The organism is Pseudomonas sp. URMO17WK12:I12 (assembly GCF_000514395.1).
GTDB lineage: Bacteria > Pseudomonadota > Gammaproteobacteria > Pseudomonadales > Pseudomonadaceae > Aquipseudomonas > Aquipseudomonas mucoides.
This window is the reverse complement of record NZ_AZVV01000022.1, coordinates 31,404-54,830: the sequence shown is the minus strand read 5'-3', so window position 1 is coordinate 54,830 and position 23,427 is coordinate 31,404. Positions and strand designations below refer to the sequence as shown.

Genomic DNA, 23,427 nt, shown 5'->3' with positions numbered 1-23,427 from the left:
ACCACCTGATCCCATCCCGAACTCAGCAGTGAAACGATGCATCGCCGATGGTAGTGTGGGGTTTCCCCATGTGAGAGTAGGTCATCGTCAAGATTGAATTCCGAAACCCCTGTCTGCTAACGCAGACAGGGGTTTTGTCGTTTCAGGCTAAGTTATCGATCAAGCTCAGACTTATACAAACAGCTTCAACACATTATTCATCGCATCATCAGCAAACCCCTGCACAAACGCCTTGAACCCCGGCAGAGCCTCAGCACCCCTCTGCACCGGTTCGGCGATGATGGTCCAGGTCGCACGGGACTTGCCCACGCCCAGCGGCTCAACACTCATCGCCGCCCACAAATTGGCCACGCCCAAGGTGTTGTAGATCGTGGTCCAGGTCATGTTCAACGCGTGGTCATCCCGCGAGTTGAGTTGCTCGACCACCAGGTTACCGTCCTTGAAGAATTTTTTGCGTAAGGACGATACGCCTTCGCCCGTCATTTCGATGTGCGACAGTGCCGGAATGAACTGATCAAAGCCGGCAAAGTTGCCGACGATTGCCCAGACTTTCGTGGCTTCCACCGGCACTTCCACCGAGGACACCACGTGGCAGCCTTCAGGATTTTTGATCAGGGTATCGGGTTGCAGAGTGCTCATGGTTTTGCTCCGTTTGGTTGATTCAGATGAAGTTGATTTCTTTCAGGTAGTCGCAACCACGCCGCAGTAGCGCCGGGGTCTTTTCCGGGTAGTGCGCGCCCATCTGTCGCACGCCTGCCTGGGCGTTGGCGTGGCCGATCATCGAGATGTCGCCGATGTCTTCCTCGAAGCCGTTGAGGTAAAAACCGAGCACACCGAACAGCGCGTTGTCGCTGTCGACCCGGCCCAGTTGCTGCTGCCAGTGCGCGACGCTGACCATAGAGAATTCCCGCCCGGCCTCGCGAAAGGACGCCACGTAGTCGTCCCAGCTCAACGGCTCGGGGTTGTGCAGGTTGAACACCGCCTTTTCCGGCTGATAGCGGCTGGCATGGAAGGCGATGAATCGGGCGAGAAAGTCCACCGGCATCAGGTCGAAATTCAGCGCGAACTCCGGCACCTGGCCGAGCTGGATCGAGCCTTTGAGCATCAACATCAAACGGTTTTTGTGCGGCTGGCAGACACCCGTGAGGCTGTTGAAACTGATGTTGCCGGGGCGATAGAGATTGACCCGCACCCCACGCTCGCGAGCTCGTTCAAGAATCCGTTCGCCGACCCACTTGGAGAGGTTGTAGCCATTCTTGATATAGATTGGCGGGGTCTGCGCCGCTGGCAATTCCAGCACTCGGCCGTCGGCGGCAATCGTGCTGGACGCCGAGAGCGTCGAGACGAAGTTGAAGACTTTCTTGCTGCGCCCTTCACACAACTTCAGGCACTCGAAAATCGGTTCGACGTTGTCTCGCGCCAGTGATTCGTAATCGAGTACGTGATTGACGTTGGCAGCGTTGTGCACCAGCGCGCCGAACTCTCGATCGAGGCGCGCGTAAACCTCATCGGATAGCCCCAGAAACGGACGAGTCATGTCCGACGCATAAACCCGTACACGGCTCAGATCCAGATGCTCCAGACGGTTCTCGCGCAGCGCATGAGCGAAGCGCTCGGCCGCTGATTGCCCACCGCCATCGCGCACCAGGCACGCGACTTCAGTGGCGCCCCAACCCAGCAGTGCCTCGACGATATGCACACCGACAAAACTGTTTGCGCCGGTGACAATCACCTTATGCACGTCGCCCATTCGGCTGACAGGCAGCGGCTGAATATCCAACTCACGGAAGGCATCCGCCAGGGCCTTTTCGCTGAGCACTTCTTCAGTGCCGGAGCCGCGCACCAAGGTCGCCAACTTCGTAATGGTCGGCAGTTCAATGAAGCGGTTGATCGAAATACTGCGCCCGAACTCCTCACGCAATCGCAGCAACATGCGCGACAACAGGATCGAGTGACCGCCCAGATTGAAGAAGCTTTCGTCGGTAGAAATATCGCTGGCCGGAAGCTCCAGCAACTCGGCCCAGATCTCCAGCAGCAAAGCCTCATCGGCACTGACTGGCAAGCGTCGAGCGGTGTTTTCCAGGACGTTGACCGGCATGGCAAGCAACGCTTTGCGATCGACTTTGCCATTACTGGCGAAGGGCATGCTGTGCAGTTCGGTCCAGGCACCGGGCTGCATGTAGTCCGGCAAGAACTGCAACGCGTGAGCCTTCAAGGCTTCGCGAGCGGCACCGGGCCAGTCTTCCTGAGGCTGTGCGAGGAAGGCCAGAATGCGCCGCTGGCTGTCGATGACCACCGCCACCTGGCGGTACAACAGGCTGTCGCGCAGGCAGCGTTCGATCTCTTCCGGTTCAACCCGAAAGCCGCGAATCTTCACCTGGTTATCTCGCCGCCCACACAGCTCGATGCCGTCGCTCGTCCACTTCGCCATATCGCCAGTCCGATAGGCGCGCAGGCTTTGGCCGCTTGGCAAACTCAGGTTCAGATAGCGTTCGGCGGTCTGCTGCGGGTTGTTCAGATACCCCAGGCACACCCCCGGCCCGACGATGTACAACTCACCTACGGTGTGGTCGGTAACGGGTTGAAACTCTTCATCGAGAATCAGCACCTGACTGTTGGCAATCGGTGCGCCGAGGGTCCGGTTACTGTCGCCGGGACGCAATTGTCGCGCGGTGATCAGCACCGTGGCTTCGGTCGGGCCATACAAGTTGTAGAGCTTGCCCTGGCGCGACAGTTGTTCGATCACGTACGGTTCACAAACGTCGCCGCCGGTCATCACATGATCCAGCCCCTGTAACTGATCCAGCGGCAGAATGCTCAGCAGTGCCGGCGGCAAAAAACCGTGGCTGAGTTGCTGGTGGCGGATCAGCTCGACCAGTTGCAAGGGATCACGGCGTTGATCGTCACTGGGCACGATCAGCTCGGCGCCCTGCAACAGCGTCGGGAAAATATCGATCAGCGACGAGTCAAAACTCAGCGATGAAAACTGCAGTACCCGACTCTGTTCGGTGAGTTGTACGTAGTCGGCGTACCACGTAGTGAAGTGTGCAAGGTTGGCCTGACTGAGCAACACGCCTTTGGGATGCCCGGTGGTGCCCGAGGTATAGAGCGCCATGCACGGCGCATCCCTGTCAGGTCGCTGACGCATCAAGGGTTGTTCGAGGTCCACGTCGTCGAGGTCGATGCGGCTGATGTCCAGCCCCGGCATGTCCTCGGCGAGCGGATGCTGGCCGTCATGCAGCAACAACACGGCCCCGGCGTTTGAAAGTATGTACTGCTGACGTTGCAGCGGATGGCTCGGCTCCAACGGCAAATACACCGCGCCGCTGCCGAGAATCGCCAGAATCCCTGCATACAGCGCACTGCATTTCGGCAGGCAGATCCCGACCACCAACGGCCCCTGATGCTTATCGAGCAGCGGCTGTAACTGCTGTTGGATAGCACGGCTATGGGCATGCAGTTGCCGATAGCTCAGCGTCGTACCGTCGATGCTCAGCGCGGGTCGTTCGGCGGATTGAAGGAGGCGCTGTTCAAGGCGCTCGATCATCGGGATCTGCCCCAGTTCCAGCAGCCAGGGTTGAGCGGTGACGTTGAGTTGATGGACGAATGCCAGGTGTTCAAGCCACACCAACGTGTCCACACGCTCAAAGTGAGCCGGCGCGGCCGGTTGTGCGTGCAGAAAATACTCGGCATCCCGGGAGAAGCGGCTGACCAGCAGCGCGACGTGATCCACCAGCTCCGCTACCGCTCGCAGGCGCAATGCCTGGCCGTTGCCGTAAGGCTCGTCGGCGATCGGCACACGCGTGAACAATGCCTCGTTGTACGAGCACAACAGGTCCAGCGACGGCAAGCTACCAGCCTCCGACCCGCCGATACCCAGTTGAAGCGTCAATCGCGGTGTCTCACCAGAATGACCGAAAGGCATCGACGCGTCGTCTATCAGCAAATCAAACGACGGTTGCTTATCAAGTGTGTCGAAAAACCGCACCAGCGAATGACCGTGTTGTTCAAGCTCCAGCGCCAGGGCGGTCAAGGCCTGGCTTTGACCAATGAGCAAAATGTCGAGACGTCTCATGGAGGTTCTCCTCGTTAAACCAGGTAGTCGCTGAGGGCGTCTTGCACGCACGGTGAATCGAGCAGCGAACTGCTGCGGAAAAACCGCACGATGTTGGCGACCAGCGGGTGATGGCGATTGATCGGGAAGGCCAACCCCGAGACTTCGCCCTTGAGGGCCTGACGCGCCGCGTCGCTGATCTGCAAAGACTCGATCAGCCGGAAGTCGAAAGACTTCTGGATATCGTTGGTCAGGTAATGGCCGATGAACACCGGCAGGATCTGTGCGATGCAATGGCGATCGTCTTCGCTCGCGGTGTGCCAGTAGATACGCACGAGCCGCGCCCAGAAGCCGGAGTGGCGACCTTCGTCCAGCAAGTGATCGGCCATCAGGCCTTTGATCGATTGCTTGACCGTGTCGTCTTTGGCGAACGCCGCGACATCGCCGGTCACGGTGTTCTCGGCAATGGCCACGCAGATCAATTCGACGGCACTGCGCAAGTGTTCCGGCGCGAGCGCCACCGCCGCCGGGATAGCGCGACTGAGCTCGATTTCGTCTGGCAACAGGACCGGTGTGATGCCGGTCATGGCGATGGTCTGCTGCATGAAATCCATGGCCACCAAGGCGTGGTAATCCTCGTCCACCACCACGGTCATGGCGTCGTATCGGCAAGCGAACGGGAACGCCACGGCGAAGCGATTCTTGGCGATGCTGCGCGCAGTCTTGTCGACGATCTCGGTTTCGAAAATCACCACGTCGTTGATGAATTTGTAGAGCGTCTGCACCAAGGCGAAGTCCCGCTGTTCCGGGCATTCACGCAGGAAGGTTTCGCTCAGCACCAGCGGCTGACGGCTCAAGGGATAGATCAGCTTGTCATCGTTTTCCAGCACTCGCCGTGGGCGAGTGCGGATGGTCGCGCGGCTCTCCCAGGCGTCGGCGAAGGATTGGTAATCGGCAGCGTTCATACAGTCACCTCACGCAAAGGCTCGCCCATGCTCAGGCGCAGACCGTCCCACAGGGCAATGCGGCTTTCTACGGCAGCAATCGCGCTGGCGTAGACGTCTTCTTCCCGTTGCGGATTGCCATCAACCAACCGGGCGAGAAGCTTTTCCGCCGCCGGGCCGTGGTCTTCGGAATCGACTTCGATGTGCCGTTCCAGGTAATAACGGAAGGTCGGCGCTTGCTCGATGCCGATGCCCCAATCGTCCAGAATTCGCTGGAACATCTGCGGAATCACACTCTCACGACCATGCAAAAACGCCGCTGCAACGCTGTGTCCCGGTGCATGCAATGCTGTGTGCAAGGTGTGCCGCACGAACTGCGCGGCGGCCGGGTCGACGTCCACGCTTTGCAACGCGACGTCGTAGCTCACGCCTTCTTGTTGCAACGCAACAAAGCGCTCCACGGCGACGGTGCTGGCGCCGACTTCGCGCATCGCATCCAGATACAATTCAAAGTGGCTGTAATGACCCTGGGCCGGACGGTCATCGGACTCCTCACCCAGCACGATCTCGTTGATCAGGCGTGCGGCCTGCGAGTCTCGAGGCGGCAGCCAAGGTAATTGAACACAGGTCAGTTCCTGTTGCAGACGTTTGGTCAGCGACATGAAATCCCAGACTGCAAATACATGGGTTTCCATGAAGCGCTGAAGTACCGCCAGCGAATGTATTTCAGAAAAGATCGGGTGTGCACTAAGTTCTGCTTTCTTCTGGATGAGACGGTCTTTATTCGCTTTCATGAGTATGCCTATAAGTGATCTGAGATGGCGTTAAGGAAGTTGCGATCAATCAGTGCCTGGCGTTTAAAGTTTTCAGTGGGCGAGCAAGTGCCTCGAACTGATTAGTCGGTTTGAATGGCTATGAGTCCACAGGGCAAGCCTTGTAGGACTTTGCTCAGTGCGGCGAGCAAAAACTAATACACGAATAAAGTTTCCGGCAAGTCATTTTTTAATTAAATGAAAGTTCAAGTTTGTTCGGCGCGACAAGCTCCAATAAAACTGCGGTTTGAAGTTTTATTCAGGCGTAGTTGCTCCTTCCAACTAATTAAAGTCAGAATTGAAATAAAGAGTGAATGCCTCACTCGAAGCAACTTTCTTGGTTGAATCAATGACGTGACTTTAGAGGGTGGAAGTTGGCTGGGATCAACGCCGATGCTTCCTTTCCCGTGACAAGACTCCTTCCGTAGGTTCTTGTGGCGGGGACTGTTGCGCAGGTGCGCAGCGTCGCCCGTTCATTGGTTGTTGGCCGTCCAAGAGTGAGCGTAAATCACGGCAGCCGCTATCACCGAGGCGTCATCCTCTCGGTACAGTTATTGGGCTTGGGAAGGGAAAAATCGAGGGCAAGGCTTTAGCGAGGGGCTGAGCGCCGACGTGGTCAGCGAAACGAGCAGTCCGATCTGCTCGTTCAGGCTTGATGGCACGATTTACCGGGTGGTTTTCTTGTTCAGTGCTTCAGGGCTGGCGAGATAGCGCGTAATGACCTCTACACCGCGGTTGAGGTGATTTTCTAGCAGCTTGACTGCGCGCTCGATGTCGCGATCTTCCACGGCCAGCAACAGCTCCCGGTGATCGTCCTGGGACAGTTTGCCCAGTCCCATCGCTTCGAGGTTGAAACGCAGGAAGCGTTCTTCTTCGTTCAACCCTTCTTCGATCAGGCCCAACAGGCGGCGGTTAGGCGCCTTGCAGTACAGCGACATGTGGAACAAGCGATTGAGACGGCCAATCTCGCTGTAGTTCTGCTCGGTCTCCATATCATCGATATGACGGGCAGCGGCTTCCAGGTCTTCTTTTTCGAGCAATGGAATCGACAATCGCAGGGCTTCCGATTCCAGGAGAATCCGCAGCGCATAGGTTTCCACGGCGTCGCCCTGGACCAGCGGTGCGACGACGGCACCTTTATGGGCGACAACGTTGAGCAGCGCCTGGGCTTCGAGCTGGCGCAAGGCTTCGCGCACGGGCATACGGCTGACGCCGAACAGGTCAGCCAGGTCTTGCTGGCGCAACGCGGTGCCGCAAGGGATGCGCCCATCGAGAATCGCCGAACGCAGCGTTTCTTCGATCACCGAACGTGCGAGGTGAGCGGGTATCGACCCGCTGACCTTGATACTGCTGAGAGGGTTGGTCTTGTGTGACACTACTCGCACCCTATTCGACTGAAATATTTGGATCCAACTGGACACTAGTGACTGCGATGAGGCTTGTCAAACAAGTCAGGTTTTCAATCGCAACCTTTTAATGACATTCACAATACAAAGTCTAGCGCGTCGCCCGTGATTGCACCGTGCCATTGTCTTTTGTCGGGCTAACCTGCACCATCGGGCGAATTCCATTTGCCTGCTCTGGATGCCTCGCATTGGCGGTACGTTTCGCAATCCCACGGATCTTGCGCTGGCTGTGCTGCGCGCTGCTGCTGACCGGCGTCATGCTGGGCGGCTTGCAGGCCGATTGGGACTTTTCGCTGATCAGCCGTCGCGCCCAGGCCCTGTACGGGCCGTTGGGTGAAGGGCAGCAACGGATAGACGCCTGGCAGCATTTACTGGCCACGCAGAAGCAGGTCAGCGAGCTGGAACAGCTCAAAGTGGTCAACCTGTTCTTCAACAATCAGGTGCGCTACGTCGAGGACATCGACCTGTGGCACGACGTCGATTATTGGGAAACGCCCATCGAAGCGTTGTGGAAGGGCGCCGGCGATTGCGAAGACTATGCGATTGCCAAGTATTTCAGCCTGCGCCACCTCGGCGTGTCCAGTGACAAGCTGCGCATCACCTACGTCAAGGCGTTGCGCCAGAACCGGGCGCACATGGTGTTGACCTACTATTCCAGCCCCGAGGCCATGCCGCTGGTGCTCGACAGTCTGATCAACGAGATAAAACCGGCCAGTCAACGAACCGATCTGTTACCGGTCTACTCTTTCAATGCAGAAGGTTTGTATTTGCCGGGCGCCAAGGGCAACAAAAAGGTCGGTGACACCAAACGCCTGTCCCGCTGGCAGGACGTGTTGAAGAAAATGCAGGCCGAAGGTTTCCCGGTCGAAACGACAAACTAGGAGCACGCGCTCAGATGTCTTTGTTCAAACAGCTGTTGATCGCTATCTGTCTGTTCCTGGTGGTCGCCTTCACCGGCAGCTTCATGGTCAGCCTGGAAAGCTCGCGCACCCAGTACGTCAACCAGTTGCGTTCCCACGCTCAGGACGCCGCGACGGCGCTGGCGCTGTCCCTGACGCCGAACATCGACGACCCGGCGATGGTCGAGTTGCTGGTCAGTTCGATTTTCGACAGCGGCTACTACGCCAGTATCCGCGTCGTTGATCTGAGCAATGACAAAACCATCGTCGAGCGCAGCGGGATTCCGGCGGTGAACAACGTGCCGGACTGGTTCGTCAAAATGATTGGCCTCGAAGCCGCTGGCGGCGATGCGATTGTCAGCCGTGGCTGGGAGCAGGCGGCGCGGGTCGAGGTGGTCAGCCACCCGATGTTCGCGTTGGCCAAGCTGTGGCAGAGCGCGCTGGGCAGTCTTGGCTGGTTGCTGGTCTGCGGCGCCGTGAGTGCGGTACTGGGCGCGCTGCTGTTGCGTCGGCAATTGAAACCGCTGGACTACATGGTCCAGCAATCCCACGCCATCGCGCGTCGTGAATTTCTCAGCCTGCCGGAGCTGCCACGCACCCCGGAGCTGCGCCGCGTGGTGCAGGCGATGAACCAGATGGTCGAGAAGCTCAAGGCACTGTTCCAGGAGCAGGCCGAACGCAGTGAAAAACTGCGGGTCGAGTCCTATCAGGACAACCTGACGGGACTCGCCAACCGTCGTTATTTCGAGATGCAATTAAACGCTCGGGTGAGCAATCCGGAGCAGGCCAGTTCCGGTTATCTGCTGTTGTTGCGGGTCAAGGACCTGGCCGGTTTGAACCAGCGGTTAGGCGGCCAGCGCACCGACCAGTTGTTGAAAGCGGTAGGCGAGCAGTTGTCCCGCGAGTGTACCAAGTACCCGGAAACCCAGAACCTCGTCACGCGGATTCGCGGCGGCGAATTCGCTGTGCTGGCCCCGGGGTTGGTGCGCGAAGAAGCGTTGCAGCTGGCGCAGAGCCTCGACAGTGCCTTGGCCAGCCTGCATGCGACGGGCGCCACCGACGTGGCCACGGTGGCTTCGATCGGGCTGGCGCCGTTTGTTCATGGCGACTCACCACAAGCGGTGCTGGGGCTGGGTGACCAGGCGCTGGCGCAGGCCGAAAGTCAGGGCGAGCCGAGCTGGGCGTGCCTGGATCACAGCGCGTCGGCCAGTGTCGGCGATGACCATCATGCCTGGAACAACTTGCTGGATCAGGCGTTGAATCAGCGGCGCTTCCAGCTGTATTTCCAACCGGTTGTGGCCAGTCAGGACACGCAACTGGTGCTGCATTACAAAGTGCTCTCGCGCTTGGTCGACGAGCAGGGCCAGACCATTCCCGCCGGGCGCTTCCTGCCATGGCTGGAGCGTTTTGGCTGGACTGCGCGGCTGGATCGGCTGATGTTGGAGTTGGTGCTGGAACAGATGGCGGACCACGAAGAGTCGCTGGCGTTGAACCTGTCGTCGGCGACGTTGGGCGATCCGCAAACGCTGAATAAAATCTTCGAGATTCTGCGCGCGAATTCCAATCTGGGGCCGCGCCTGACCCTGGAAATTGGCGAGGAACAATTGCCAGAGCAGGCGAAGCTGGAAGAGCTGACGCGGCGCCTGCGAGAGCTCGGTTTCTCCCTGAGCCTGCAGCGCTTTGGCGGGCGTTTCAGCATGATCGGCAACCTGGCGCGGCTGGGGTTGGCGTACTTGAAGATCGATGGCGGCTACATTCGGGCGATTGATCAGGAGAGCGACAAGCGCCTGTTCATCGAGGCAATCCAGCGCGCGGCGCACAGCATCGATTTGCCGCTGATTGCCGAGCGGGTCGAGACCGAAGGGGAGTTGTCGGTGATTCGGGAAATGGGGATCTATGGGGTTCAGGGGCAGTTGTTCGGTGAGCCCAAGCCTTGGCGGTGAGGCTGATGCCCTTATCGCAGTCACCGGGAAATCTGAAGGAAAACTCCTAGGAGATTTCCTTCGAGTTGCGTCGGTTTTGGTGAACTTGTTCCGGGTAATGCGCAGGTCTAGTCTGGCCTTGTCACTGAGTAATCGGTGACACGGACGTGCAAGTCCGGGTAAAAACCACATCCAAACACTGCCTCTGGCCGTTCATCAGGCATTTTTCATGCTTGTTGCGATTGCTTTATGGCGGCTGTGTGCGGGAGACCTTCGGGTCTGCCGAGGTTTAGGGCGTGGTTTACTCGGTCTTGCACCCCGCACATAGCGGCCACCTTATTCGCGTGCAAGCGAACCGGGTCAGCCTCTTTGTAATCATTGAGACTACGCCATGTTCAAAGTAACCCCCAACCCGCCTTCTCCCCGCAGAGGCCACCTCTTCACCGTCTCCCCCGACATCCCCACCGAAACCCTCCTGGCCAACGCCTCTGAAGACCTGCGCTCCATCAGCGCTGGCAGACGATGTCGAAGGCTCACGCCGCTGCGTCGCGCTGGCGCTTGGCCGAATGGCAGATGGGGTTCATTATTGGTGGAGCGAGCGCTGGACCACCTTGAATCGCCAGAGTTGGCGCCGGGTTCGGTCAAGGCTTAGCGCGGATGATCGATCCCACGCTCCGCGTGGGATCGATCAGTGTGCGGGGTTAAATCAACCCCGTCTCTTCATCATCAATCAAATGACTCAACCCGCCCAACGCCTCACGGGCCTGGGTCCGGTCCATCAATTTGGCTTGTGCCGCCGGCGGCAGGTCGGTGACGCGGATCACGCCTTTGCTGGTCAGCACCTGGATCAAGTCGTCGAGTACCCGGATCATTTCCTGGTCGCTCTGCTTGAGTTGTTTGAGGTTGGTTTCCACCACTTCGTTGGCATACCAGGCCTGGATCTCATGGTGGTCGGCCGGCAGTGTTTCCGTGGCCTCGGCGTAGGCCGCGGCTTCCACGCGCACTAACTGGCCTTGCGCATCGCGTTGCACGTAGAACATGTGAGCATCCCTCAGAAATGAACCAGCCTCATGCTGTCAGCAGCATAGGCCAACTGGACGCGAGTATGCGGTGCGGCGACGAAATCGTCACCGTGGAGAAAGGCACAAACGTGACGGCCGCCCCATAAGGGCGGCCGTTTTTCGTGGGATCAGCTGTTGTTGTGGTCGACTTTGATGGTTGGATCGCTGCCGGCAATCAGCGTGTGGATGTTGGCGCTGGACCAATTGTTGCCTTCCAGTTTGATCGTCACGTCCGGTGTTGCGGCTGCCGCGTCGCCAGAGTTGAACTTGCCGCCGGAGCTGACTTGCAGCGACGACACGCCATCCACCGTGCTGATCTTCAGGAAGTTGTCGATGGTGCTGCCGGTCTCGCCCTGCAACAGATCACGCAGGTCGATACGGTCGCCTTCGTTGGCCTTGAAGTCCTTGATCACGTCGTTGCCGGTGTCGCCCGACTTCCACACAAAGGTATCGGCGCCCGAACCGCCAATGAGGATGTCGTTGCCCGAACCACCCATCAGCGTGTCGTTACCGGTGCCGCCGAGCAGAATGTCATTGCCCTTGCCGCCGTCGAGGCTGTCGTTGCCACCCGAGCCGAAGAGAATGTCATTGCCCGCACCACCCAACAGCGTGTCGTTGCCGTCGTGGGCGCCGGACACATCAAACACGGTGTAGTGCTCGGTGATGAACTGGTGCACGTTGCTGGTGGTGACCTTGCTGACGTCCACGCCGGTCTGCTGGGCGACGAACGCCTGCATCGCCTGATAACCCTCACCGGCAACACCGTTGAAGCTCACCAGGTCGCCGAACAGAATGTCGTTGCCGTCGCCGCCATTGACCGTGTCGGAACCTGGTTGTGTCGCTTCGGTATGACCGACGATCGAGTTGGCCAGGTCTTTCGGATCGATGTTGGTTTGCGGTGTATGGTTCGAGTCGTACGGGCTCAAGTCGACGAGGGTAACGCCCTTGTTCAGGCCAATGGCTTCAACGTTGGACACATTGCTCAGCAGCGCAAAACTGGAAGAGGAGTTATCGACAATCGTCTGATCACTGCCGCTGCCCGTCGTGTAGGACACCTCGTAAGTACCGTCGCCCTGAGCGTGTATGGTTCCCACGTCGCTGGCTTTCCAGTTCTTGGAGCCGTTCAAGGTGTACAGCGTCGCATTCCCGTCACTGTCGATGGTCAGTTTGTGAGTACTGTCGATGGTCGTGGAGAAGGTATCTCCCGGCTTGTAATTGCGGGTGTTCACCACGTCATCGAGCTTCACGCTGCCGTACAGCGTCGGGTTGGTCTGTTCGCCACTCTGGTAGTAGTTCGGTTGGCCGTCGGTGATGAAGTAGGTGAGGTTCTTCGCCCCGGTGTTGGCCACGGCGTCAGCGCTCTGGAACCAGTTGGCCGTGGTTTTGAACACATCTTCGTAGTTGGTCACACCGCCGGACGACATCGAGTCCAGTACCGATTTGAGCAAGGTCAGGGCGTTCGGATCGTTCAGGTTGACCGATACCGATTTGTTGACCTGGGTATCGAAGTCCACCAGGAAGATGTTCACGGTGCCCGAGTTGCCGCCCATGCTCTGCTTGAGAGTGTTGAACACCGACGTCAGCGAGTCCTTGGCGGCGTTGATCGACGACGAGCTCATGCTGCCCGAACTGTCGACCATGAACGCGATGTTGTAGTTGGTGCCCGGCACCACGGTCAGCCCGCCGATGTCGGCGACCATGATGTCGTTGCCGTCGGTGCCGGTGATGTTGTCACTACCGGACGTTGCGGTAACGGCGTTGTAAGCCGCCGGGTAAACCGTGACTGGAATCGTCGCGGTGCTGAGTGCCGATCCGCCCAACGCCTCGGTGGAGGTCGAGGTCACGGTCAGGTTGAACTGGCCGTTGTAGTACGGCGGCGGGGTCACGGTCAGGGTGCCGAGGTTCCAGCCGGTGACGTTGGCTTCGCCTGAGGTCGCGGTGGCGGTGAAGGTGTGGCCGGCGCCATCGGTGAGCACCGAGCCCGCCGGGATGCCGCTGATCTTCACGCTCAGGCTTTCGGAGCCGTCGGTGTCGGTCAGCGCTGTGTTGATCGCGGTCAGGTGAACGCTGGTGCCTTCGGCGCCGGTGTTGAGTTTGTAACCGTCGTAGTAGCCTTCGCCGTTGGTGCCGTGCAAATCGGACACCGTCACGCCGGCCGCGGCCAGGTCCGCCACACCGGTGTACAGCGGCACGCCGGCGCTGCTCAGGTCGACTGCCGCACCGCCGTTGACCGACAGGTTGACGTCATAGCTGCCCGGGCCGCTCTGGTTGTGGTGGTAGATGTCCAGGGTGTAGTAACCGCTGGTGGTCGGGATGAACGAACCGTTCAAATTACCCCCCGCACCCCAGGTGATCGACGCAACGTTCTTGCCGCCGATGGTCACCAGCAGGCTGTCATCGCCAGTACCGCTGAAGGTGTAAGTCTTGCCCGCTTCGAGGTAGATCAGACCGGAGGTTTTCGACGCCGTGCCTGCCGCGACGCTGTCGTCGGACTGCACGTTGGTCACTGTGCCACTGGTGTTCGGTTTGCCCGCGCCATCGATGACGCTTTTCAGCGTGCCCGTAGCCGCGCCGCTGCCATCGGTGCCGAGGCCCGACAGGCCGGTCCAGACTTCCTTGATCAAGCCTGTCGAGGTGACGTTGTTGCTCGCGACGTTCAGCGTTGGCGCGTCAGCAACCGGAGTGATGTCGATTTTGATCGTGCCGGTGTTGCCCTGCAGCGAGCCATCGGTTGGCTGGAACTGGATCTGCGCGTAGTCCGCCTTGTTGTTGCCCATGCCGGCGCTGTTGCCATTGGCGCCAGACTCGTTGGCATCCGGCATGAAACGCACTTTACCGGCGTCGATATCAGTCTTGCTGAGGGTCTGGTTGGCCGTTACGTCGGTCCAGGTCGAGCCGTTCAGGTACTGCAATTTACCTTCGCCCGGCAGGCCGGTGATTTTCACACCGAGGCTGGCGGCGGGGGTGTCGACATCGCTGACGCCGAAGGTCGACCAGTTCAGGATCAGCGGGGTGTCTTCGGTGCCGGTGACGTTGACCGGTGCGGCGGTCGGTGCGTCATTCACCCCGACGACGGTCACCGTGGTGGTCGCGGTGTTGGAGTAGTTGCTGCCATCGGTCACGGTCACGGTGATGATCCGCGGCACGGTGCTCGGGTCTTCACTGCTGTTGGTGAAGCTGATGTTCTTGATCTGCTGCATGTAGTCGGCGAGTGTCGCGTTGCCGGACAACGTCAGCGTGACCGTGCCATTCGTGCTGTTGGCATTGATGGTGATGCCATTGACGCTGTTGCCCAGGTTCAGCGCATCGCCCGGCTGACGGTTGGTCAGCACGATGGTTGCGCCGGTCAGCATTGTGCTGTCCGGGTCGGTGATTTTCAGATCGGTGTCGCCGATCGATACACCCTGGCCGGTGGTGCCTTCGGTGAACGTCACGTTGTAGTTGGCACCGGTGGCGCCGCTGGAGTTATTGGCGTCGAGGTCGAGCACCGGCGGCGCATCGTTGTCGATGATCGAGGTGCTGACGCTGCCATTGGTCGCACTGACCGCCAGCGTCTCGAAGTTGCCGCCGGTGGCCGAGTCGATCTTGACCACGAAGTTTTCAGTGCCTTCGGTGATCCGGTCGTCCAGCGTTGCGACATTGAAATTGGCGCTGCTGGCGCCGGCCGGAATCTTCACGGTGTACACCCCGGTGAAGTCCGAACCGTCGGCCGCGGTGCCGCTGTAGACGATTTTCAGCGTCACTTCGGTCTGCGCCGGGTTGGTCAGGCTGACCGTGTAATTGGCCGTCTGGCCTTCGGTCACCGAGGCGCTGCCGGTGATGCTGACCGTGGTGGTGTCCTTGAAGTCGCCGACCGTGGTCGAGACGCTGGTCTTGTCTGCGCCGAGGGCTTCAAGGTTGCCGCCGCTGGCGCTCTTGATGGATTCAGTGACGCTTGGCGCGCCGTTGTAAACGTCGTTGCCCGCGGTTACCGACAAGGTGCCCGAGCTCTGGCCGACGGCGATGGTGATGGTTTTGCCGCTGTCGAGGGTGACGGTGACCGGCGCATCGTGCGCGGTGACCAAGGCGCCTTTGGCGTCGGTCAGCGTCGCGGTGTAAGTGATGGTGCCGTTTTCATCGACGCTCGGGGTGGCGGTCAGTTTTACGGTGGTGGCGTCGTTGACGTCATTGACCGTGGTGGTGACTTTGTCGGTGTTTGGCGAAATCAGTTCCAGGTTGCCACCGGCCGCCGATTTGATGCCTTCGGTGACGGTGGTCTGGCCTTTGTAGACATCGTTATCGGCCGTCACCAGCAAGGTGCCGGAGCTCTGGCCGACGGCGATGGTGATGGTCTTGCCGCTGTCGAGGGTGACGGTGACCGGCGCATCGTGAGCGGTGACCAAGGTGCCTTTGGCATCGGTCAGGGTCGCGGTGTAGGTGATAGTGCCGTTTTCATTCACGCTCGGGGTCGCGGTCAGCTTGGCGATGACTTCGCTAATGGTGTCGGTGATGACCACCGATGCCGGGTTACCCACCACCAGATTTTCCAGCGCAGTGCCACCGGAAGTTGCGCCGCTGATGCCCAGCGTCGCGGTGCCGCCGTCTTTGTAGACGTCTTCGCCTTGCGGCGCCAGGGTGTGGACTTTTTCCGTTTCGCCTGCGGCGAAGGTCACTGTCTGGCCGTCGCTCAGTTTCACGGTCAGGGCAACATCCTGGGCCTTGTCGAGCTTGATGGTGAAGCTCGGCGCCTGGTTTTCCAGGACCGCGCCGTTGCCGACGATGGTGATGCCGACTTTGTCGCCATGGTTGTCGATTGAGGTACCCGAACCTGACTCGTCGGTCACGGTGGTTTGCGACGAATTCTGCGCCAGGGTCAGTTGTTGGAAGTTGTCAGCACCGCTAACGCTTTCGAGCTTGTTGACGATGGTCGGCTGACCGCCCATCAGGATGTCGTCAGGGGCGGTAATGGTGAACGAGCCCGACGCCGCGTTGGCGGGCACTTTGATGAGTGTGCCGTCGGACAGCTTGAAGGTCAGCTCGTCGTGGCTGCTGATTGCAATGCCGTCTTTGTTGGACAGGGTCACGGTGTAAGTGATCTGGCCACCTTCGGCCACGGTGGTTTTATCCACGGTGAGGGTCGCAACCACTTCGCTGACGTAGGCCGTCGGATAAACCGTGACCGGGATCGTCGCGGTACTTGGCGCGGAACCGCCGAGGGTCTCGGTGGACGTCGAGGTCACGGTCAGGTTGAACTGGCCGTTGTAGTTCGCCGGCGGGGTCACGGTCAGGGAGCCGAGGTTCCAGCCGGTGACATTGGCTTCGCCTGAGGTCGCAGTCGCGGTGAAGGTATGGCCCGCGCCGTCAGTAAGTACCGAGCCCGCCGGGATGCCGCTGATCTTCACGCTCAGGCTTTCAGAGCCGTCGGTATCGGTCAGCGCCGTGCTGATGGCGGACAGGTGAATGCTGGTGCCTTCTGCGCCGGTGTTGAGTGCGTAGCCGTCGTAGTAGCCTTCGCCGTTGGTGCCGTGCAAATCGGACACCGTCACGCCGGAAGCGGCCAGATCCGCGACGCCGGTATACAGCGGAACGCCAGCGCTGCTCAGGTCGATGGCCGGGCTGCCGTTGACCGACAGGTTGACGTCATAGTTGCCCGGACCGTTCTGATTGTGGTGGTAGATGTCCAGCGTGTAGTAACCGCTGGTGGACGGGGTGAACGAACCGTTCAGGTTGGCACCTGCGCCCCACGTAGTGGCCGCGATGTTCTTGCCACCAATGGTCACCAGCAAGCTGTCATCGCCGGTGCCGCTGAAGGTGTAAGTCTTGCCGGCTTCGAGGTAAATCAGGCCGGAGGTTTTCGACGCCGTGCCTTGGGCCACATCGCCACCGGATTGCACGTTGCTCACGGTGCTGCTGGAATTCGGTGTGCCGGCGCCATCGATGACACTTTTCAGTGTGCCCGTTGCCGCGCCGCTGCCATCGGTGCCGAGGCCTGACAGGCCGGTCCAGACCTCTTTGATCAAGCCCGTCGAGGTTACGTTGTTGCCCGCGACGTTCAGCGTTGGCGCGTCAGCTACCGGGGTGATGTCGACTTTCAAGGTCGATTCCGCGCCCTGGTTGAAGCCGTCGGTAGGTTTGAACTGGATCTGCGCGTAATCCGACGCCTTGTTACCAACGCCGGTACCGCCGTAACCATCGGCGCCCGATTCATTGGCGGCGGGTACAAAGGTCAGTTTGCCCAGCGCGATATCCGCCTGGCTGATGGTCTGGCCCAAGGTGACCTGCACACCGTTGAACAGCAGCGTGCCACCGCCCGATACCTGGGTGATGGTGATGCCGAGTGGACTGTCATTATCGACGTCGGTGACCTTGAAGTCGTTCCAGCTCAGGGTGATGGTCGAATCTTCGAGGCCGGTGACAGCACCGCCGGCGGACACTGGCGCGTGGTCGTTGTCGATGACGGTGACGCTGGTCTTGTCGGTGCTCAGTACCAGGTTTTCGAAGTTGTTGGTGCCCGAGACGCCAGTCAGTTGATTAACCACAGTCACCGGCTGGTTGACGTAGTGGTTGTCCTGGGTGGTCACCACGGTGTTGCCGCTGGTTTGGTTGGCCGCAACTTTGACCACGGTGCCGTCAGTCAATGTAAAGGTCAGGTCACCGTGATTGTTGACCGGCAAACCATCGGCGTTGGTCAGGGTCACGGTGTAGGTGACTTTGCCGCCTTCGGTGATGCTGGAGTTATCCACCGTCAGTTTGGCGACCACGTCGTTGAGGGTGTCCGTGATGTCCGTGGACACCAGCGACTTGTCCGGCACCAGGCTTTCAAACTTGCCGCCGCTGACCTGATCGATGCTGGCGGTGACTTTGCCGGCGTCCAGGTACACGTCGTCTTTCGGTGCGTCCACGCTGACCTGGCCGGACACCGCATCCTTGAGGATGGTGATGATCGCGCCGTTGCTCAGTTTCACGGTCATGTCGCTGCCGGCGGCATGGGACAAGGTCGCGGTGTAGACGATCTGCCCACCTTCCTGCACCGAACTGCTGGCGCTGAGGGTCAGGCTGGTGGTGTCGGCGGTGTCGGTTACTTTGGTGACGACGGCGGAGCGGTCGGTGTCGAGTTTTTCGAAGTTGCCGCCGGTGCTGTCGGCGATTGCTGCGCGGACGTCCGGTGCGCCGGTGTAAATGTCATTCGGCACGGTGTACGGCACCGAACCACTGGATTCGCCGGCCTTGATATTGATCACCAGGCCATTGTTCAGCGTCACGGTCATCGCGGTGTCAGCCGGGTGGTTCAGGGTGGCGGTGTAGATGATCTGGCCACCTTCGCCGACGGTGCTCACGTCTGCGCTGAGCTTCAGCGTCGTGGTGTCGATGGTGTCATTGACGGTGGTGGTGTGCGTGGTCTGGCTGACGTCGAGCTTCTCGAAATCGCCGCCGCTGGTGCTGGCGATGCCGACGGTGATCTTGCTGCCGTCCTTGTAGACGTCATCGCCCGGCGCCGGAACGGTGATGGAGCCCGACTTGTCGCCGGCCTTGATCAGGACGCTCTCGCCGTTGCTCAACTTGACCGTCATGTCAGTGCCAGCGGCATTGCTGAGGTTGACGGTGTAAGTGATGTTGCCGCCTTCGACCACGTAGTCGCTGGCGGTCATGGTCACCTTGGTGGTGTCCACGGTATCGCTGATGGCGGTCGAGGTCGGGGTTTTGTCGGCGACCAGATTCTCGAAGTTGCCACCGGTCACCTCCTTGATGGAGTTGATCAGCGGCTCGTGGCCGACCAGCGCATCGTTCGGCGCCTTGACGGTGATCGAGGCATTGCTTTCACCGACGGCGATGGTGATTTTTTCACCGTTGGCCAAGGTGACGACCACGGCCTGGCCAGTGACGGGTGCAGTGACGGACGCGGTGTACACCACGTTGCCGCCTTCGTTCGTGGCAGGCGTTGCCGTCAGGCTGACCGTCGAGGTGTTGATCGTGTCAGTGACGTCAGTCACCGCTGCTACCGGGCTGCTCACCAGGTGTTCGAAGTTGCCGCCAGTGGCGTCTTTGATGGTCGCTTCGACTTTGCCGGCGTCTTTGTAGACGTCATCGGCCGGTGCCTTGACGGTCACCGAGCCAGTGGTCGCACCCGCAGCGATGCTGATCACCGCGCCATTGCTCAAGGTGACGGTGACTGGCGTGCCGGCGGCGTTGGTCAGTTTGGCGGTGTAAACGATCGAGCCGCCTTCAGCGACGGAATCGGTCGCGGTCAGGCTAACCGTGGTGGTGTCTTTTACATCGGTCACTGAGGTGACCGCCGGCGTTTTGTTCGCCACCAGATTTTCGTAGTTGCCACCGGTGGTGCCGTCGATTTTTACGCTCAGCGATCCGCCGCCAGCCAAGGCATCGTTAGGTGCTTTGAAATGCACGCTTGCACTGCTGGCGCCGACCGGAATGGTGATGGTCTGGCCGTTGGACAAGGTCACAACCACCGGTGAACCGGTGACGGGCGCGGTGACGGACGCGGTATAGACCACGGTGCCGCCTTCGACCGTGTGGGCCGTGGCGGTCAGGGATACGGTGCTGTTGTTGATGGTGTCGGTCACGTTAGTGACAGCTGGCGTCTTGTCGGCCACCAGGTTTTCGAAGTTGCCACCGGTGGTTTTGGTGATGCTGGCGTCGACTTTGCCGGCGTCCTTGTACACATCATCCTTGGGCGCGGCGAAACTCACTGAGCCGGTGGTGGCGCCCTTGGCAATGTTGATCACGGCGCCGTTGCTCAGCGTCACACTCATGGCAGAGCCAGCGGCATTGGTCAGCGTCGCGGTGTAGACAATCGAGCCGCCCTCGGCGACCGTGCCGGTGGCGCTCAGTGACAGGCCGGTGGTGTCTTTCGTATCAGCAACGGTGGTGACCGCAGGCGCGTAATTGACCGCGACGTTTTCGAAGTTGCCACCGCTTTGGCTGACGATGATCGCCGCGACTTTGCCGCCATCGACGTACGGTGTGTCAGCCGGTGCAGCAAACTCGACCGAACCGCTGGAAGCGCCAGCGGCGATCTGGATGACCGCGCCGTTGCTCAACTTCACGGTCATGGCCGTGTCTGTCGGGTTGCTCAGGGTGGCGGTATAGGTGATCTGGCCACCCTCGCTGACGGTGTGGCTGGCCGACAGAGACAGCAATGTGGTGTTGATGGTGTCAAAGACGATGGTGATTGCGGGTGCCTGGCTGACGACGAGGTTCTCGAAGTTGCCGCCGGTGGCGTCGGTCACCTTCACGGTGAGCAAACCGGTGTCCCTGTAGACGTCGTCGCTTGGCGCCGCGATGGTCACCGAACCACTGGTTTTGCCCGCGGCAATGGTGATGGTTTCACCGTTGCTCAGCGTGACAGTTACCGGGGTTTGCGCGGCGTGGGTCAGGGTCGCGGTGTAAGTAATGTGCGAACCTTCAAGTACCGCCGTGTCCGCGCTGAGGGTCAGGCGTGTGATGTTGGTGGTATCCGCCACGTTGGTCACGGCTGGCGCCGGGTTGGTGACCAGGCTTTCAAAGTTGCCGCCGGCCGCGTCTTTGATGGTGACTTCAACTTTGCCGGCGTCTTTGTAGACGTCGTCCTTCGGCGCATCGACTTTGACAGTGCCGGTGGTTTTACCGGCGTCGATGGTGATGGTCGCGCCGTTGCTCAGGGTCACGGTCACTGGCGTGCCGGCCGGGTTGGTCAGGGTCGCGGTGTAAACAATCGAGCCACCCTCGTTGACGTTGCCGGTGGCCGTCAGCGACAGGGTGGTGGTGTCGACGGTGTCGGTCACGCGGGTGCTGACCGGTGTCTTGTCGGCGACCAGGTTTTCGTAGTTGCCGCCGCTGATGTTGGTGATCGAGTTGGTGACCGGTGCGTGGCCATTTAGCACATCGTTCGAGACCACGGCATTGACGGTGCCGCTGCTTTTGCCAACGTCGATGGTGATGGTCTGACCGTTGGCCAGGGTCACGATGACGGGCGAACCGGTAACCGGAGCACCGACCGATGCGGTGTAAACCACGGTGCCGCCCTCGGCCACGCTGCCGATGGCGGTCAGGGTGACGGTCGAGGTGTCGAGGGTGTCGGTGACGCTGGTGACCGCAGCCGTGGGGTCTTTGACCAGGTTTTCGAAATTGCCGCCAGTGGCGTCCTTGATGGTGACTTCGACTTTGCCGGCGTCTTTGTAGACGTCATCGGCCGGTGCTTTAACGGTCACGGAACCGCTGGTTGCGTTGGCCGCGATGGTGATGACCGCGCCATTGCTCAGGGTGACGGTTACTGGCGTGCCGGCGGCGTTGGTCAGGGTCGCGGTGTAAACAATCGAACCGCCTTCAGCGACGGAATCGGTCGCGGTCAGGCTAACGGTGGTGGTGTCCTGGGTATCGGTGATCGAGGTGTCCGCCGACTTGCCGTCAACGTCCAGCTTCTCGTAGTTGCCGCCCTTGGCGTCATCAATCTTGACGCTCAAGGAACCGCCACCGGCGAGGGCATCGTTCGGCGCGGTGAAATTCACACTGCCGCTGCTCGATCCGACCGGGATGGTAATGGTCTGGCCGTTGGACAAGGTCACAACCACTGGCGAACCAGTGACGGGTGCGGTAACGGACGCGGTGTAAACCACGGTGCCGCCTTCGGCCACAGTACCGCTGGCCGTCAGGCTGACTGTCGACGTGTTGATGGTGTCAGTGACTTCAGTCACCGCCGCTGCCGGGCTGGTCACCAGGTTTTCGAAGTTGCCGCCGGTGGCGTCCTTGATGGTCGCTTCGACTTTTCCAGCATCTTTGTAGACATCATCAGCCGGCGCCGGGACGCTCACGCTGCCGGTGGTCGCGCCCGCCGCGATGGTAATGACCGCGCCGTTGCTCAAGGTCACGGTGACTGGCGTACCGGCCGGATTGGTCAGGGTTGCGGTGTACAGAATCTGACCGCCCTCGGCCACTTCGGTCGATGCCGACAGGCTCAGGCCGGTGTCGTCGCGGGAGTCGGTGATGGTGGTGACCGCCGGCGTGGTGCTCGGGACCAGGTTTTCGAAGTTGCCACCGGTTGCACCGGTAATCGTGGTGGTGACGGTGCTGCCATTGTTATAGACATCGTTGGCAGCGGTCGGCACGTTAACGGTGCCCGTGGTGTTGCCGGCGTCGATGGTGATGGTCGAACCGTTGGACAGCGTGATGGTCACCGGGGTTTGAGCCGGGTTGGTCAGCGTCGCGGTGTAGGTGATCACGCCGCCTTCGGTAACGCTGGCGCCTGCGGTCAAACTAACCGTGGTGGTGTCGACGGTGTCGGTGACCTGAGTCACGGCCGGGGTCGTCGGCGGCGTGACGATGATGCCGTTGCCGCCCGTGGTGCCGGTGACGGTCACATCGATTTGGGTCGGGTCGTTATAAACAGTGTCGTTCGGCGCCAACGGCACACTGACGGTGCCGGTCAGTTGGCCGGCCTGGATCACGATCACCGAGCCGTTGGACAAGGTGATGCTCAGGTCGGTCAGCGGCGCCTGTGTCAGGGTCGCGGTGTAAACCAGTACGCCGCCGGCTTCGGTGATGGTCGGCGTGGCGCTGAGGCTCAGGGTCGATTCACGTTGCAGGTTCGGATTGGTGTCGGCCGTTTGTCCGTCGAGGGGGTTCTGTGCCGCCAATGCGCTGGTGCCAAAACCCGCCGTTGGGAAACCCACGGTCGGGTCCACCCGGCCAGCGGTGGCATCCAGCATCACGAAGCTGTGACCGCCACCTGCCGCGCCGCCCGTGCCGGCAGCCGTAGGGCCGGCCGCGGTGGCTTCAAGGTCTTTGGTCGGGTCGGCGCCGGCGACGATGGCTTGCTGCAATTCTTCAACCGATGGCGCGGCCTGTGCGGTGGCTTCTGCCAGGTCGGTGCTGGAGTCCGGAGCGCTGGCGCTCCACTGAGTGTCGCGACCCAGGTCCAGGGTCCGGCCGTCAGCCAGTTCGAGCGTCACGGCACCCGCTGCCCCCGTGTCTACCTGATCCCCTGTCAGCAACCGATCGCCTTCAACGAGTACACGACGGACGCCCTCTGGGGACACCGCGAAAACTTGACCGACAATGCTTTTGACGATGGCAACAACACTGCTCATTGAAGACTCTCCGGGTGGAACATTCAGTTGACTTGCACACGTGACTTACAGGGACATGACGGCACTCGGCCGGACCTGTCCGGGCAAACTTTTAAAGCAAGAGTAGACGCAAGTTTGACGCGGATATTCGTCAATAAATTGTCTATATTTTTTAGCTATTGACTATATGCCAAACTATTGACCTTGCGGGTGCCATCCTAAACACTCGTCTCAGTAATGTCACATTGATATTTGAGTAACGAGCGGTCCCGTCGAGTGTGATCCGGG

At 60.2% G+C, this 23,427-nt stretch carries 9 protein-coding genes, 1 rRNA gene and 1 pseudogene; 4 read left to right on the top strand and 7 right to left on the bottom strand.

What is annotated here, in order from left to right; genetic code table 11:
• Window positions 1-93: ribosomal RNA gene (gene rrf / locus D882_RS1000000131695) — 5S ribosomal RNA — on the top strand; the annotation flags it as partial.
• Between the two features lie 78 nt (window positions 94-171).
• On the opposite strand, the gene D882_RS0126445 is transcribed toward rrf, so the two are convergent.
• From D882_RS0126445 to D882_RS0126425, 5 genes are all read right to left on the bottom strand, one after another.
• Entirely contained in the window at window positions 172-639 is a 468-nt protein-coding gene (locus tag D882_RS0126445; protein ID WP_027926033.1) for an SRPBCC family protein, read from the bottom strand.
• Window positions 640-661: 22 nt separating this feature from the next.
• Window positions 662-4,075, bottom strand: a complete 3,414-nt coding sequence (locus tag D882_RS0126440) for a non-ribosomal peptide synthetase (RefSeq protein WP_027926032.1) — start codon at window positions 4,073-4,075, stop codon at window positions 662-664.
• Between the two features lie 14 nt (window positions 4,076-4,089).
• Window positions 4,090-5,019 carry a diiron oxygenase gene (locus D882_RS0126435; RefSeq protein WP_027926031.1) on the bottom strand — a complete coding sequence of 310 codons (930 nt, stop codon included), beginning with the start codon at window positions 5,017-5,019 and terminating at the stop codon, window positions 4,090-4,092.
• A complete protein-coding gene (locus tag D882_RS0126430; protein ID WP_027926030.1) occupies window positions 5,016-5,792 on the bottom strand; it encodes a DUF3050 domain-containing protein in 777 nt (258 codons plus the stop codon). The genes D882_RS0126435 and D882_RS0126430 overlap by 4 nt, the downstream gene beginning before the upstream one ends.
• Before the next feature lie 683 nt (window positions 5,793-6,475).
• Window positions 6,476-7,186 (bottom strand): GntR family transcriptional regulator, encoded by a 711-nt coding sequence (locus D882_RS0126425; RefSeq protein WP_027926029.1) that lies wholly within the window; start codon window positions 7,184-7,186, stop codon window positions 6,476-6,478.
• Between the two features lie 218 nt (window positions 7,187-7,404).
• On the opposite strand from D882_RS0126425, the gene lapG reads away from it, so the two are divergent.
• The 3 genes and pseudogenes from lapG to D882_RS1000000133295 all read left to right on the top strand — a co-directional run.
• Window positions 7,405-8,097: a cysteine protease LapG gene (gene lapG / locus D882_RS0126420; protein WP_027926028.1), complete on the top strand. Its 693-nt coding sequence runs from the start codon at window positions 7,405-7,407 to the stop codon at window positions 8,095-8,097.
• Between the two features lie 14 nt (window positions 8,098-8,111).
• Window positions 8,112-10,058, top strand: a complete 1,947-nt coding sequence (gene lapD / locus D882_RS0126415; protein WP_027926027.1) for a cyclic di-GMP receptor LapD — start codon at window positions 8,112-8,114, stop codon at window positions 10,056-10,058.
• Between the two features lie 385 nt (window positions 10,059-10,443).
• Window positions 10,444-10,689, top strand: a pseudogene (locus D882_RS1000000133295) (DUF6124 family protein); the annotation flags it as partial.
• Between the two features lie 49 nt (window positions 10,690-10,738).
• Here the strand turns inward: D882_RS1000000133295 and D882_RS0126410 are convergent.
• Together D882_RS0126410 and D882_RS0126405 are read right to left on the bottom strand one after the other, a co-directional pair.
• Complete coding sequence (locus D882_RS0126410) at window positions 10,739-11,077, bottom strand: hypothetical protein (protein ID WP_027926026.1); 339 nt, start codon at window positions 11,075-11,077, stop codon at window positions 10,739-10,741.
• A 149-nt stretch (window positions 11,078-11,226) separates the two neighbouring features.
• On the bottom strand, window positions 11,227-23,160 hold the full coding sequence (locus D882_RS0126405; RefSeq protein ID WP_027926025.1) for a retention module-containing protein: 11,934 nt from the start codon (window positions 23,158-23,160) through the stop codon (window positions 11,227-11,229).
• Window positions 23,161-23,427: the final 267 nt, after the last annotated feature.

What these genes read in the sequence shown, in the direction of transcription:
- D882_RS0126445 (WP_027926033.1), bottom strand. Translation starts at nt 639, where the DNA reads ATGAGCACTCTGCAACCCGATACCCTGATCAAAAATCCTGAAGGCTGC.
- D882_RS0126440 (WP_027926032.1), bottom strand. Translation starts at nt 4,075, where the DNA reads ATGAGACGTCTCGACATTTTGCTCATTGGTCAAAGCCAGGCCTTGACC.
- D882_RS0126435 (WP_027926031.1), bottom strand. Translation starts at nt 5,019, where the DNA reads ATGAACGCTGCCGATTACCAATCCTTCGCCGACGCCTGGGAGAGCCGC.
- D882_RS0126430 (WP_027926030.1), bottom strand. Translation starts at nt 5,792, where the DNA reads ATGAAAGCGAATAAAGACCGTCTCATCCAGAAGAAAGCAGAACTTAGT.
- lapD (WP_027926027.1), top strand. Translation starts at nt 8,112, where the DNA reads ATGTCTTTGTTCAAACAGCTGTTGATCGCTATCTGTCTGTTCCTGGTG.
- D882_RS0126410 (WP_027926026.1), bottom strand. Translation starts at nt 11,077, where the DNA reads ATGTTCTACGTGCAACGCGATGCGCAAGGCCAGTTAGTGCGCGTGGAA.
- D882_RS0126405 (WP_027926025.1), bottom strand. Translation starts at nt 23,160, where the DNA reads ATGAGCAGTGTTGTTGCCATCGTCAAAAGCATTGTCGGTCAAGTTTTC.